Here is a 14,294-nt window from a genome sequence, read left to right as displayed (position 1 = left end):
TTTCTATGTTTTCCTTGCAGATAAATTCGACAAAAGTAGCTCAAATCCCTTGTGGAATAAGGATTTTTTGTTCGTTCAGCAAGCCCTAAATATGAAAAACGAACACTTAAGCAACAGCACGATCTTCCCGTTGGGTCAAAAAGTAGAACAAAACTTTATCGGTGACGCGTACTTGCAAATGGTGCTTGCCGATCCAACACCGCTCAATACCGCAATCGGGAATGTAACCTTTGCTCCGGGAGCCCGCAATAACTGGCACTCACATCATGTAGGACAAGTGTTGTTAGTAACCGGCGGCGAGGGATGGTACCAAGAGGAAGGAAAGGCAGCTCGGTTGCTCAAGACAGGAGATGTGATCAATATCCCAGCCAACGTAAAACATTGGCATGGAGCCACAAAAGACAGTTGGTTTGTACACTTAGCTCTTACACCAGGGCCAACGGATTGGTTAGAACCCGTATCGGATGAAGAATATAACAAACTTAAGTATTAAAAACATATAAACGGCAGCCATCAGGCTGCCGTTTATAATTGAAGCTTCTTTTAAACCAGGAATCATTTATTCCATCGAAGACGTAGTTAAAAGGAAATAAGGCGCGATAAATCCACGATTTTAAGTGAATTTACCGCTTTCTACGAAGCTTTTGACGCTTACGTTTATTATGTATTCTAATGATATCATGTAAAGTTCGTTAAATTCAGAATTTTCCAATGAACTCGTCTGCCCGTTAGTGAAACAGGCCACCGATTATGTCGGTAGCGCCATCCTTTGTAGGGATTGTATAGTCTCCACTGTTTAACTACATCATAAAGGAGAAGCTAGTATTGAAATTTGAAGTTCAAACAGAATGCCTCGAAAAGAGGAGGCATTCCATGCTTACCCTTCCAAAATTAGATTCGGTCAACCGTAAATGATTATTTCCTTAATTTGAAATGCCTTCTTCGCCCTTGGCAAGCAAGCTAACGGCCTTGGCGATTGCTTCCCTTGTCTCGTTTGGCGTTTTCAATGCATTAGGGTCGTACGACGGACCAAAAGGATTTGTCGGCGTCCAGGCAGTAGCTAAGGCCATGATAGCAGTCAAAAGAAAACCAGGGGTGAAGGTCGTTCCTACCTGCCCGGCGCTTTGCGCATTCATTAGCTGTTTTATTTTCTTTTGTTGGACGGAGGCACGCTCGGTTAAGTTAACGACCCTCTGTTCCAACCCGTACCATGCCATTAATCTAAATAATTCGGGATGTGAAATAGCAAAATCGAAAACCCTTGCCGCATAACCGGGAAGATCTTCAGGGGTGAAGTATATTTCTTCATAGACTCGTGTCAGGTTATTCAGGAGAACAGTTGTAAAGAGCGTCTCTTTATTCTCAAAGTAAATATAGATCATATTCTTATTGCATCCGGCATTCTTGGCAATGCGATCAACACGCGCGCCTGCAATGCCATAGGAAGAGAACTCCTCCAAAGCTGCCTCTAAAATCCGCTCTTTTGTTGCTTCAGCGTTTTTCAAAGGAAGTCCCTCCTTGTTCATGCTTTTTGTATTTTAATATATCATACGGATCATCTGCTTGACAAACCGGTTAGTTAGATGTATATTTTAACTAACCAGATGGTTAGAAAGACTGGCATCCTAATGAAAGAAGTATAAAACGGTTAAGGAGCGGAAGGTATATGAAGCTTTCGGGAAACACAATACTCATTACCGGCGGAGGTTCCGGAATCGGGCTAGCTTTTGCGGAACGCTTTATAAAAGGCGGGAATCAAGTAATTATTTGCGGACGGCGTGAAAACGTACTTCAACAAGCCAAAGAAAAATTCCCAGGCATCATTACACGAGTATGCGATTTGACGGTTGAATCCGAACGTGCAGCATTATTTGATTGGGTAACCGCGAATTATCCTCAGGTGAATGTATTAATCAACAATGCAGGGATTCAACAGCGTTTCAATGTGTTAAAAGCAGAGGCGAAAGACAATTGGAGATACTTCGGTCAAGAAATTACAACAAATATTGAAGCGCCTTTCCATCTTTCCATGCTGTTCGCACCATTCTTTGCTGCAAAAGGAGAGGCGGCTATTATTAACGTGACGTCTGGGTTAGCGTTTACACCGCTTGCGATTGCCCCGATATATTCAGCCACAAAAGCGGCGCTTCATTCTTTTACCATGAGCCTTAGGCACCAGCTTTCAGCTACATCTATAGAAGTGATTGAAGTAGCTCCGCCTGCAGTGAATACAGATTTGGGCGGAACAGGGTTGCACACGATTGGAGAACCATTGGACGCCTTCGCAGACGGCATTTTCAAGGGATTGGAAGAAGGTAAAACGGAAATTGGATACGGCACTTCCGTAAGCCGCCTGCGCATGTCGCGAGATGAAATTGACGAGTACGCAGAAAAGATGTACAACGCAATGAAAGACTCGATTGAATAACAATTAAAACTCGTAACTCGATAAAATGTTTGATTTATTGTAACTGAAAGGTATACCGCCCTTAACCCTAGCCCAACATAAAAAACAGGTCGTTTAATGGAACCTATTGCCATTAAGCGACCTGTACTGCTTTCGGGATATTGCTCACCCAATATACGACGAACGGTTAAAACATTGGAAATGAGAAACCAAAGTAGTAAAGGCCAGAAAGCGATAAAGATCGTGAAGAAATCTTGTCGATTAACCTTATTGCTCCTTCCTCGTTAAAAGAGAAACAATTAAGTCTATTTTGCTGAACATAAGGTAGCCATATGGGATATGCCAGGTGCTTACTGGTGTTGGCTTCCAAATAGCAAGCGGAAGCGCCGCGGCTGTTCAGCCGGCAGACTAAATTGAAAGGGGGGGAAAGATGATGGTGTTGTTTTTGTCGTTTTATGGACGTTGGCCGCCATTTTGGTCATTACCAATCCCAAATATGAAGCAGTCAGGTGGATCGCGCTTACGCTTTTTGTCGCTGGTGGCGGAGCACTTTCCCTAACCATTACGGAAAACATATTGCCGTATCTGCATCATTTTCAGATTGGCACAAACGCTGGATTAAGATTTAAATACGCGGCAAGTTAGCGGCAGCGATGGCGACCACGGCAGCAGCCTGTCCAGCGCTTCTGGATCTTTCGGATCGGGAAGTTGCGGGAGCTGCTCGAACAAATACGTCAGGTATTTGAACGGGTTTAGCTGGTTCTCTTTCGCCGTTTCGATCACGCTGTAATTGATCGCGCTGGCCTTCGCGCCGCGAGGCGTGTTGGCGAACAACCAATTCTTCCGTCCGATGACAAACGGCTTGATGGCGCGCTCGCTGCGATTGTTATCAATCTCCAGCCGCCCGTCCTTTAGAAATGCAGTCAACTTGTCCCACTGGTTCAAGCTGTAGGCGATGGCTTCTCCAAGCAGACTCTTGGGCAAAGTGCGGGATCGCTGCTCACGCAGCCATACCAATAAACATCCAAAACGGGACGGCTTCGCTCCATTCGGATGGTATACCGTTCTTCCGGCGTGGCGTCCTTCAACTCCCGCTCAATCGCAAAAAGCTGGTTGCAGAAGTGCAAACCTTGCTGAGCCGCTGTCTCGGTTTTGTTTTGCGAGGCAGGCAACAGCGATGGGAGCTGGACAGACGTTGCTCTTTGGTGGTCATGAGGCAACCTCCTTAATTGGGGTACCTTCATTTTCTCATGAATGTCTAGGGCGTTGAAGGTGTGCAGGGTTTGACGCTTACCTGCCGGATTTTCATGGCCCACTCGGAGTCCGCCAATGAACATAGGATCCGTCCCGATTTTACAAAAGGCGCGGGATTGGGTAGCATATGTTCAGGACGTGAGAGGCACGGTGACACCGGATCGCTGCCGATTAACAGAAGGCGGAGGGCAGCCATGAAGAGCTGGAAACTGCAAAAACGATGGAAACGATGGTGGATTCATAAAGGTCTCAGGCAAAAGTTGATCCTGACTTTTGCCTGTTTCATTTTGCTCCCGCTTGCGGGGGTCGGCGGCGCGTTGTCGTGGCTGTACGTGGAATCGAACCGCGGCATGCTGCTGGACGCGGCCGTGGAGAACAACCGGCAAATCATCCGCAACATCGATACGGCCGTGAACCCGCTGCTTCGCTTGTCCATGTACCCGCTGCAGAACCCTTCGCTGCTTCAGATGATGAAGAAGGATTACGCGTCCGTCCTTTATCCGCTTTACGAGCGGGAGAAAGACTTTGACGAGGTGAACGGCATTATCCGCGACAGCATCATGCTGTATTCGGATCTGATCGACTCGACGGTGATCTATCATTTGAAGAACCATATGATTCTGGGCCGAAGCAATCTGGACTACATGAATCGTTCTTATTTGGAGAATGAATTTTATAAGGAGCCGTTCGTTCGGAGCATCATGCGGAAGAAGGGGCTCTACGTCCCTGTCGGCATCCACGACGAGAAGCTGTTGTCGTTCCGCCCGGTTCCCGTCGTCTCCATCGGCCGGGCTATTGTGGATCCGTTCACGAAGGAGGACCTGGGCTTCATCCTGTTCAACATTCAAGTCGCCAAATTAAAATCGCTGTGGAGCGACATCCATTTTACGGATCATACCCGTTTTTACTTGGTGGACCAGGACGGCAACCTGATCTACAGCCAAGACGGCAGCGAGATCGGCAAGCCTGCTGCGGATCTTCTGGGTCCGCAGCAAGACCGCGGGCATTATTTCATCTCCTCCTCCTCCAAGCTGACGGGGTGGACGACGGTGACCGTCATCCCGAAGCGGGAATTGTTCGGCTTCGTATATACGATTGCGAGAACGATCGCGATCTCCTTGATCGTGCTGCTCGCGCTGTCGATTGCCGCTTCGGTGTACATCGCGACGGGGATTACCCGGCCGCTGCGCGAACTGGAGCGCAAGATGCAGCGGGTGACCGAGGGGGATCTCGATGTGACGATCGAACCCGGTCCCGGCGAAGTCGGCAGAATCGGCGCCGCCATCGATCGCATGCTGCAAGAAATCCGCCGGCTCATCCGCGGCATTTACGAGGAGGAGCGGGAGAAAAGGCAGATGGAAATTCTCGCGCTGCAATCCCAGATCAAGCCCCATTTTATGTACAACACGTTAAACGCCATTAAATGGATGGCCAAAATCCAGGGGGCGTCGGGCATCGAAGAGGCGCTGACCGCTTTCTCCGCGGTGATCCGCTTCACGGCGATTACGAAGAGCGAGTTCGTCACCGTCCGGGAAGAGGTCGAGTTCATCCGCAACTACACGAAAATTTTGAGCTTTCGTTACCTCAATAAATTCGAGGTCGAATACGAGATCGATCCGGACGTGCAGGAATGCCGCATCCTGAAATTTCTGCTTCAACCGCTCGTAGAGAACGCCATTTTCCACGGATTCGACAAGATCGCTTATAAAGGGAAGCTGACCATTCGAATTCTTCGGGAGAACGGCAACATCGTGATGTCGGTCGCCGACAACGGACGGGGCATGACGAGCGAACAGGAGGCCGCCGCACGCCCAGGCAAAGCCCCGGAGCAGCTGAACGCGATCGGCATCAGCAATATTCGGCGGCGGATCGCCTTGCATTTCGGGCCTGGCTACGACCTTACTCTCCGCAGCGAGCCGGGAGCCGGCACGACGGCGACCATCGTGGTACCCATTATCGATTAACAGGAATCAGGTGAACAACGATGAAAATTTTGATCGCGGACGACGAACCGCTGGTGCGAATCGGCATCAAGTCCTCTTATGACTGGAAGCAAGCCGGCATGGAGATCGTCGGGGAAGCGGCGGACGGCGAGGAGACGCTGCGGCTGCTGGAGCAGCTGAAGCCGGACGTGCTGCTGCTCGACATTAAAATGCCCCAAAAAGACGGAATCGACGTGCTGACGGAGATGCGGCAGAGAGGCATGACAGCGAAAGTCGTCATCTTGAGCAGCTTCGACGATTTCGTCCACGTGAAAAAAGCGATGAAGCTCGGCGCGGCGGATTATTTCCACAAGCCGAGCATGGACGTGCTGGAAATCGTCGACGTGCTGCGGAAGATAAAAAACCAAATCGAAGAAGGGCGGACGGCAGACACTGGAGCCTCCGGCACAGCCGCCCTGAACCGGGAAACGATTCTTCGCGACTTGATCGGAGGCCGCACGGAGAACGCTTCAAGCACTCGTCTCACGGAGAACAACCTGTACGCGGTCGTCTTTTCTGTCAAAAAATATGCCCATACGCTCAAACGCTACTCGGGCGAAAGCGCCGCTTTTCTGCAGGGCACGATCCTGAACCTGCTCGGCGAGCTGCTGTCCAAAGAGCCGGAGACGGAATACGTTCGCCTGCAGGACAACCTGTTCGCCATCCTCGCCTCCCACGCCGAATCCAAGAGCGTCCAAGCCGCGTTCGCGCGCGTGAACGATCTCGTCTATTTGGTGCACAGCTCTCTGAAGCGTTACGTCAATATCGATACGGTGTTCGGAATCAGCGAGCCTTGCCACGCTTTCTCGAGTCTTCGTCAGGCCGTGGACCAGGCCCGGCAGGCACTCGAGTTGAAATTTTACCACCCCAACGAGCCCTTGTTTTATTACCGAAGCCGGAATCTCGACGATGAATCGATGCAGGCGAAGGTCCAAGCTCTAATCGCGGCGATGAAGACCGGCCTGAAAGAAGAGAAATACGAGGAGTTCGCCACATCGCTGGCGGAGTGGGAGGAATTCGTCCGGAGCCGGGAATGCATGACGGAAAACGATGTAAAAAAGGTGTACGAAGGGCTGCTGTTCATGTTGGCGGATGACGAGGACTACGGGGAGAGCCGGGCCGGCGCGGACGAGCTCGACGATTTCACCGAATGCTCCGGCTACTATCACGCCCGGTTCAACGAGATGCTCAAAGCCCGGATCTCCGGCAAGAGCAAGGACTACAGCCCGCTCATCCGCAACATCGTGCAATACCTCGAGACGCATTACCGCGAGGATATTTCGCTGGCGCTGCTCGGCGATACATTCCATGCCAGCCCCAACTACATCAGCCGGCTGTTCAAACAGGAAGTGGGCAGGGGCCTGTTCGACTACCTCAACCATGTCCGCATCCGCAAGGCGAAGGAACTGCTGAAGGACTACAAGTACAAAATCTACGAAATCGCCGAGCTTGTCGGGTTCCACAGCCAGGTTCATTTCGCTATCGTGTTCAACAAGTACGAGGGAATGTCCCCGACGGATTTCCGCAAGGAACTTGGATAATATTAATCGCATTAAAGAAAAGTCAATTTCGTTTAAATCAGATTTCGGCAGCTGCGGCCCCCGGCGTAAGACAAGTTTATCCCGTTAAAAGAAAGGCCGTTTGATTAATTTTATGTCACTCCCCAAATCCGTAAGATAGAGAAGCAAGAGGACGACTCCATCCGAGGGGGATACAAGACATGGTCAAAAAAATGAAAGACTCTGCACTGCTCTTGCTGGCCCTGTGCCTGGTGTTCGCGCTCGCGGCATGCGGCGGCAAGAACGAGGACAACGCCGGCGGCTCGCAAGCTTCCGGGAGCGCAGGCGCGAAGACGACCGTCACGATGGGCTTCTGGGGCACTGCGCAGGATCTGAAAATTTACCAGGCCGCGGCGGACAACATCTCGAAGCAATATCCGAACATCGAGCTCAAGATCAAGCAATACCCGAGCAGCGACCAGTTCTGGAACGCGCTGCCCGGCGAAATCGCCGCAGGCGTCGCGCCGGACTTCATCAAGATCTCGAACGAAGGCTCGTACGAATACATCCAGAAGGGGATGTTCGTTCCGCTTGACGATCTGGTCGCATCCGCCGGCATCGACCTGAACCGCTACACGGCGGGCTCGGTCGACACCTGGAAAGTGGACGGCAAGCTGTACGGCATTCCGAACAGCGTCATTCCGGGGATGTTCCTGATCAACGAAGACATGTGGAAGAACGCGGGGCTCGGCAAGTACCCGACCACCTGGGACGAAGTGAAAGCCGCCGCGAAAAAATTGACGACCAAAGACGTCAAAGGCATCGTCATCAACATCGATCCATACCACATCACCAACTACGTGAAAAGCTACGGCGGCGGATGGGGCTACGGCAAAACGATCAACTCGCCGGAGAACGTCAAAGCGCTGCAAACGATCTTTGACATGTATAACGCGGGCGTCGCGGTCACTCCGAAATCGCTCGGCTACGGCTGGGACGGCGAAGTGTTCGCCAACGGCAAAGCCGCGATGACGACGGGCGGCTACTGGTACAAGAGCTTCCTGAAGGATGCGGCCCCGAACCTGAAATACGTGGCGATCCCGATTCCGAAGGGAACAACGGAAGGCAGCACGATGATCGCCGACGGCTACGTCGTGCTGAAGGACGCGAAGGATAAGAAGGCGGCGGCGCAAGCGGCTTATTACATGACCAACGACGCCACCCAAAAGGCGCTGATGGAGAACGGCTTGCCTACCGCAGTCGCTTCCCTGTCTCCGAAATATTTCGAGCTGAACCCCGAATTCAAGTCGATCGAGCCGGAACTCAAGACGGCCACCGACTTCGCCTACCCGGCGGAAACGAAGAAGTTCAAAGACGAGCTCGTCATGCAGCTGGAGAATACGCTGCTCGGCGGTTTGAAGAAATCGCCGCAAGAGATTCTGGACGCGGTCCAACAACAATTCAAGTAAGCTAGGCCATCCCGTTCTCCGTTTCGGCATGAAACGGGAACGGGATTGTTCTGTCCGAAAGCGACAGTCCGCGAAACTTAAGGAGGGTTATAATGTTCCGCAAAGCAAGGGATTCCGACTTTGTCGTCGGCTGGCTGTTTTGCCTGCCGTTTCTGGCGCTGTGGGCGTGGTGGTTCTTCTACCCGTTCCTGCAGTCTTTTGTCCGCAGCTTCCAGGATGCCAACTTCGCGCAACTGGACGCAGCCAAGTTCATCGGTCTGGACAATTATGTAACCATCCTGCAAGACAAAGCCTTCTACCGGGCCGTCCTGCATTCGCTTGAAATCGTCGTGATCGCCGTACCGGTTCAGACGCTGCTCGGGCTGCTGATGGCGATTCTCGTCAACCGGAAGATCAAGGGGAAAGGCTTGTTCCGGACGCTCTTCTTCATTCCTTACATCACGTCGACCATCGCCGTCACGACGGTATTCATGATGCTGTTCAAGCAAGGAACGTTCGTCACCGAATTTTTCGGCCTGTTCGGCTTCCGCAACGTGACCTGGTTCGCGGATACGCATTATGCGCTGCTGTTCGTCGTCATTCTGTTCATTTTCCAGCAAGTCGGCTTCAGCATGATCGTGTATTTGTCGGGCCTGCAGGAGGTGCCCAGAGACCTGTACGAAGCGGGGCAAATCGACGGGGCTTCGCGGCTGGCGCAATTCCGCTACATTACCGTGCCGTCCCTGAAGCCCATCACTTTCTTTATCGTGTCCGTCGCGACCATCCTGGGCTTCCAGATTTACGACCAGATCGCCGCGATATCCCGCTACGGCGCGCTCGGTTCCCCGGCGGGGGCGACCAGCACGGTCGTCACGTATTTCTACCAGAACGGCATCCGCTACATGAACATCGGCTACGGCAGCGCTGCGGTCGTCCTGTTCTTCATCATTATCATGATCATTACGTTCCTGCAGAAAAAACTGCTGGATGACAAGGGGTGAGGGCTGTGAAAACCAATAAGGGCTTGGCGACCGCCGGCAATTACGCGCTGCTGATCGTCCTTGGGCTTTTATTTGCCCTGCCGTTTCTTTACACGCTGTATTCGTCCCTGGTGACGATGCAGGATGTCAATCATTGGGTCGGACCCTCGAAATGGACGCTCGACAACTACAACCTGTTCTTCACCAACGAAGCCTACAATGTGCCCCAGTGGCTTTGGAATACCGTCCTCATGACGGGAATCGTCATCGCCGGCAACCTGGTCATTAATCCGATGGCCGGCTTTGCGCTGGCGAAGCTGGATTTCGCGGGAAAACGGTGGATTTACTGGATCGTCGTGGCCACGATGATGGTGCCGTATCAGATGATCCTGATCCCGGTCTACGTGAACGTCGCCAAGCTCGGCTGGCTGAATTCGGTGTGGGGGCTGACGATTCCGTTCCTGTACCAGAGCTTGTATATTTTCATGCTGCGCCAGTTTTTCATCAGCATTCCCGGCGAATTCATCGAGGCGGCAAGGCTGGACGGACTGACGAAAATGGGGGCGTTCTGGCGGATCGTCTATCCGCTCGCGAGATCGTCCCTCATTACGATGTCGATTCTGGCGTTCTCGGGGACGTGGAACAGCTATTTGATCCCGAGCACGTTCACGAGCGATCCGTCCAAGTACGTGCTCGTCGTCGGCCTCAACAGCGTCAAGGATATGTTCTTCGAGAACACGCCGCTGATCATGGCCGGAGTCGTGCTCGCCACGCTGCCGATTCTGGCGTTCTTCTTCATTTTCCAGAAGCAATATATCGAGGGCGTGTCCAGCTCCGGCGTCAAAGGCTGACTAATAACGGGAATGGGGAGTTACCGATATGGATTACCGCGTCATTAAAGAAGGGGATTTGTTTTTCCTGACCGATCTGCACGGGGACGTGACCGGCAACGACGAAGCCGGCCACGGCTTGTACGCGCAGGATACCCGGTATCTCAGCCGGATGGAACTGCGGATCGACGGGGAGAAGCCTTCGCTGCTCGGTTCGGACGGGAGTAAGAGCTATTTCGCGTCGATCCGGTCGATGAAGGCAAGCAAAGACGAAGGCGCCATCGAGATGCTGCGAGAACGGTTCATCTATGGCGGCATCCTGTACGAACGGGTTTCCCTGACGAATTACTTTCCGCGTTCCGTCCGGTTCGATTTTGCGGCGGCGTTCAACGCCGATTTCCAGGATATGTTCATCGTCCGCAAATACCGGACCGGCGACGTCGGAGCCATCGTCGGCCGCGACATCGGCCCCAAGGGAATGTCGATCCGCTACAGCGGCAAAGACGGCATCGAGCGGGAGACCCGCATAGCCTGGGACTGGCCGGAGGCGGCCAAAGCGGGAGCGGACGGCTGCTTCCACTTCGCCGTGTCGCTGGAGCCGAAGCAGTCGCAACAGATCTGCTTCACGATTACGCCCGTGATCGGCGGCAAGGTTCCGGAAGCACGCTCGTTCGATGAAGGGCTGGCGCTGCTGGAGCAGTCTTACGACCGCTGGCGCAAGGAGACGGCCGAAGTCGCCTCGGACGTGCCGGCTTTCGACCAGTTGTACCGCCGCGGCGTGCAGGATCTGCGCATGCTGATGACGGACGTTGGCTTCGGGGACGTTCCCGTAGCGGGATTGCCATGGTTCGCGGTGCCGTTCGGCCGCGACAGCCTGATCACTTCGTTGTTCATGCTGCCGCTGAACGCGGGCAAAGCCCGCGGAACGCTGCGGACGCTGGCCGCGTACCAGGGCGAGAAAGCCGATGCCTGGCGGGACGAACGGCCGGGCAAGATCATGCACGAGATCCGCTTCGGCGAGCTCGTGAACACGAACCAGTCTCCCTTCGGCCCGTATTACGGCTCGGTGGACGCCACGCCGCTGTTCCTGCTGCTCCTAGGCGAATACGTCCTCTGGACGGGCGACGCTGCGCTCGCGGAGGAGCTAAAGCCTAACGTGCTGCGCGCGCTCGAGTGGATGGACGAGAACGCCGGCGGCTCGGAAGGCGGCTTCCTGACCTACCGGCAGGAGGCCGAGAAGGGCTTCCCGAACCAGGGCTGGAAAGACTCGGCGAACTCCATCGTCCACGAGTCCGGCGAATACGCGGCTTCTCCGATCGCGCTGTCCGAAGTGCAGGGGTACGTCTATCAGGCGAAGCGAAGCCTCGCGCCGATCTACCGGCAGCTTGGGGACGCGGAGCTGGCGGACCGGCTGGAACGCGAGGCCGAGGCGCTGCGGGTCCGCTTCGAGACCGCCTTCTGGATGGAAGATGAGGGATTCTACGCGATTGCATTGGATCAGGAAGAGCGGCAGGTGCGCTCCGTCGCCTCGAACCCTGGGCATCTGCTGATGTCCGGGCTGCCGTCGCGCGACCGTGCGGAGAACGTCGCCAGACGGCTTGTGTCTGCCGACATGTTCAACGGCTACGGCGTGCGCACCATGAGCACGGAAGCGGCGGGTTACTACCCGATGAGCTACCACAACGGAAGCGTATGGCCGCACGACAACGGCATGATTTTGCTCGGGCTCGGCAAGCTCGGGATGAAGGAGGAGGCCGGACGGATCATGAACGGCTTGCTGGCCGCCTCCGCCCATTTCGAATACCAACGCTTGCCGGAGCTGTTCTGCGGGTACGGGCTTGCCGAGTCGGCCGTCCCGGTTCCGTACCCGACGACCTGTTCGCCGCAGGCGTGGGCGTCTGCCGTGCCTTTCGTCTTTGTGCAGGCGATGCTAGGCATCGTTCCGAACGTCCCGGAGCGGACCATCGCGTTGCACCCGTTCTTGCCCGACGGCTTTGGCGAGTTGACGGTACGCGGCGTGTCCGTCGGCGGCGGACGGCTCAGCGTGAAGCTGATTCGGACTCCGGCGACGGAGGCGGGGTCCGGCGGCAATGTTCGCGTCGATATCCTTGAGAACACGACCGGTTGCGAACTAAGCATCAAGGAATGAGGGGACGGAGCCTGCTATGAACAAAAAGTGGTGGAAAGAGGCCGTCGTATACCAGGTATATTGGCGCAGCTTTCTCGATACGGACGGAGACGGGTACGGCGACCTGGAGGGCGTCATTCAGAAGCTGGACTACATTCGCGATCTCGGCGCCGACGTCATTTGGCTCAATCCGTGCTACGGCTCTCCGGACGTGGATAACGGCTACGACATCTCCGATTACCGGTCGGTGATGCCGAAGGCGGGCACGATGGATACTTTCGAGCGGCTGCTGCGCGAAGTCCACGCCCGGGGCATGAAGCTGATCATGGACCTGGTCGTCAACCATACGTCGGACCGGCACCCGTGGTTTATCGAGTCCCGTTCGTCCAAGGACAATCCGAAGCGGGATTATTATATTTGGCGCAAGGACAAGAACAATTGGCGCTCCTACTTCACGCCGTCGGCATGGGAGTATGACGAGCGCACGGGGGAGTACTATTTCCACTCGTTCGCCGTCGAGCAGCCCGACCTGAACTGGGCCAACCCGAAAGTGCGGGAAGAAATTTACGACATGATGCGTTTCTGGCTGGACAAGGGCATCGACGGCTTCCGCATGGACGTGATCAACCTGCTCGCCAAGCAGGAAGGGTTCCCTGACTCTCCGCATCCGGACAATATCTCTTATCTGGGCAACAATCCCGGGATTCACGACTACCTCCGGGAGATGCACGACAAGGTGCTCCAGCATTACGACGTCTTCACCGTGGGAGAGATCCCCTTCGTCACGCCGGAGGACGGGGTTCTGTACGTGGGCGAGGACCGCGGCGAGCTGAACACGCTGTTCCATTTCGAGGTGCTCGATTACATCGCGTATTGGGACATGGGAAAGTTCAAGGACATCCAGAAGCGCTGGTACGACGGCATGTGGGGCAAAGGATGGAACTCGCAGTTCCTAAATAACCACGATCACACCCGGGTCGTTACCCGTTACGGCAACGACAAGGAGTACCGCGTCCCGTCCGCCAAATGCTTCGCGACGCTGATCCATACGCTGCCCGGCATGCCTTACGTGTACCAGGGCGAAGAGATCGGGATGACCGGCGTGCGTTACGAGTCCATCGACGACTACAACGACATCGCGATGATCAACAAGTACAAGGAAGCGGTGGCCGCCGGACGCGATCCGCAGGCGACGTTCGAGAGCCTCCTCCACCTGTCGCGGGATAACTCGAGAACGCCGATGCAGTGGAACGATTCGGCGAACGCCGGCTTCACCGAAGGCGTTCCCTGGCTGAAGGTCAATCCGAACTACCGCGAAATCAACGTCGAGCAGGCGCTTTCCGATCCGGACTCCGTCTTCTATTACTACCAGAAGCTCATTCGGCTGCGGAAGGAAAATGAAGTGATGGTGTACGGCAGCTACGAGCCAATCTTGGAAGACCACCCGCAAATTTATGCCTTCTATCGCGCTTTGGGAAGCGAGAGGTGGCTCATCCTGCTGAACATCTCGGAGCAGGAGGTCCTCGCCGAGCTGCCGGAGGACGCCGCGTCCCGGCTGCAAGAGACGCTGCTCCGCAACTATCCGGAGGAAGCCGGCGCCGCGGACGAGTTCTTGCTGAAGCCGTACGAAGCCCGCATTTACCGCTGTTAAATCAAAAGCAAAGAAGGTACAGTTACTCAAGTTTATTGAGGAAGCTGTGCCTTTTTTCTGTATAATCAACTTTGAAGTGTAAAGACATAAATTGACCACTTACAATTCCTGGCGG

The 14,294-nt window shown here is 54.4% G+C and carries 10 protein-coding genes and 1 pseudogene; 9 read left to right on the top strand and 2 right to left on the bottom strand.

Going from position 1 to position 14,294, the window contains the following annotated elements; genetic code table 11:
* Positions 1-91 precede the first annotated feature (91 nt).
* Positions 92-493 (top strand): cupin domain-containing protein, encoded by a 402-nt coding sequence (locus G485_RS0104665; RefSeq protein WP_027091596.1) that lies wholly within the window; start codon positions 92-94, stop codon positions 491-493.
* 430 nt (positions 494-923) lie between these two features.
* Here the strand turns inward: G485_RS0104665 and G485_RS25090 are convergent, their stop codons facing one another.
* Entirely contained in the window at positions 924-1,505 is a 582-nt protein-coding gene (locus G485_RS25090) for a TetR/AcrR family transcriptional regulator (protein ID WP_051318023.1), read from the bottom strand.
* A gap of 161 nt (positions 1,506-1,666) precedes the next feature.
* Between G485_RS25090 and G485_RS0104655 the strand changes: the two genes are divergently transcribed.
* Complete coding sequence (locus tag G485_RS0104655; RefSeq protein ID WP_027091595.1) at positions 1,667-2,428, top strand: SDR family oxidoreductase; 762 nt, start codon at positions 1,667-1,669, stop codon at positions 2,426-2,428.
* Positions 2,429-3,025: 597 nt separating this feature from the next.
* Here the strand turns inward: G485_RS0104655 and G485_RS25085 are convergent.
* Positions 3,026-3,615 (bottom strand): annotated as a pseudogene (locus G485_RS25085) (IS66 family transposase); the annotation flags it as partial.
* 240 nt (positions 3,616-3,855) lie between these two features.
* On the opposite strand from G485_RS25085, the gene G485_RS0104645 reads away from it, so the two are divergent.
* The 7 genes from G485_RS0104645 (at position 3,856) to G485_RS0104615 (ending at position 14,179) form a co-directional block, all read left to right on the top strand.
* Complete coding sequence (locus G485_RS0104645; protein WP_035154727.1) at positions 3,856-5,625, top strand: sensor histidine kinase; 1,770 nt, start codon at positions 3,856-3,858, stop codon at positions 5,623-5,625.
* 20 nt (positions 5,626-5,645) lie between these two features.
* Positions 5,646-7,184, top strand: a complete 1,539-nt coding sequence (locus tag G485_RS0104640; protein ID WP_027091592.1) for a response regulator — start codon at positions 5,646-5,648, stop codon at positions 7,182-7,184.
* A 179-nt stretch (positions 7,185-7,363) separates the two neighbouring features.
* On the top strand, positions 7,364-8,611 hold the full coding sequence (locus tag G485_RS0104635; RefSeq protein ID WP_027091591.1) for an ABC transporter substrate-binding protein: 1,248 nt from the start codon (positions 7,364-7,366) through the stop codon (positions 8,609-8,611).
* A 92-nt stretch (positions 8,612-8,703) separates the two neighbouring features.
* Positions 8,704-9,591 (top strand): carbohydrate ABC transporter permease, encoded by an 888-nt coding sequence (locus G485_RS25080; RefSeq protein WP_051318022.1) that lies wholly within the window; start codon positions 8,704-8,706, stop codon positions 9,589-9,591.
* A gap of 5 nt (positions 9,592-9,596) precedes the next feature.
* A complete protein-coding gene (locus tag G485_RS0104625) occupies positions 9,597-10,421 on the top strand; it encodes a carbohydrate ABC transporter permease (protein ID WP_051318021.1) in 825 nt (274 codons plus the stop codon).
* A 28-nt stretch (positions 10,422-10,449) separates the two neighbouring features.
* Positions 10,450-12,549, top strand: a complete 2,100-nt coding sequence (locus G485_RS0104620; protein ID WP_027091589.1) for an amylo-alpha-1,6-glucosidase — start codon at positions 10,450-10,452, stop codon at positions 12,547-12,549.
* Between the two features lie 16 nt (positions 12,550-12,565).
* Positions 12,566-14,179 (top strand): glycoside hydrolase family 13 protein, encoded by a 1,614-nt coding sequence (locus tag G485_RS0104615; protein ID WP_027091588.1) that lies wholly within the window; start codon positions 12,566-12,568, stop codon positions 14,177-14,179.
* Positions 14,180-14,294 lie beyond the last annotated feature (115 nt).

The sequence above is a fragment of the Cohnella thermotolerans DSM 17683 genome, from assembly GCF_000429825.1.
GTDB classification, from domain to species: domain Bacteria; phylum Bacillota; class Bacilli; order Paenibacillales; family Paenibacillaceae; genus Cohnella; species Cohnella thermotolerans.
Note: the sequence above shows the minus strand (reverse complement) of the source record. Positions and strands in the feature narration are given on the sequence as shown.

Bases quoted from the DNA above. Each gene is read 5' to 3' on its own strand.
- G485_RS0104665 (WP_027091596.1), top strand. From the start codon at position 92: ATGAAAAACGAACACTTAAGCAACAGCACGATCTTCCCGTTGGGTCAA.
- G485_RS0104655 (WP_027091595.1), top strand. From the start codon at position 1,667: ATGAAGCTTTCGGGAAACACAATACTCATTACCGGCGGAGGTTCCGGA.
- G485_RS0104645 (WP_035154727.1), top strand. From the start codon at position 3,856: ATGAAGAGCTGGAAACTGCAAAAACGATGGAAACGATGGTGGATTCAT.
- G485_RS0104640 (WP_027091592.1), top strand. From the start codon at position 5,646: ATGAAAATTTTGATCGCGGACGACGAACCGCTGGTGCGAATCGGCATC.
- G485_RS0104635 (WP_027091591.1), top strand. From the start codon at position 7,364: ATGGTCAAAAAAATGAAAGACTCTGCACTGCTCTTGCTGGCCCTGTGC.
- G485_RS25080 (WP_051318022.1), top strand. From the start codon at position 8,704: ATGTTCCGCAAAGCAAGGGATTCCGACTTTGTCGTCGGCTGGCTGTTT.
- G485_RS0104620 (WP_027091589.1), top strand. From the start codon at position 10,450: ATGGATTACCGCGTCATTAAAGAAGGGGATTTGTTTTTCCTGACCGAT.
- G485_RS0104615 (WP_027091588.1), top strand. From the start codon at position 12,566: ATGAACAAAAAGTGGTGGAAAGAGGCCGTCGTATACCAGGTATATTGG.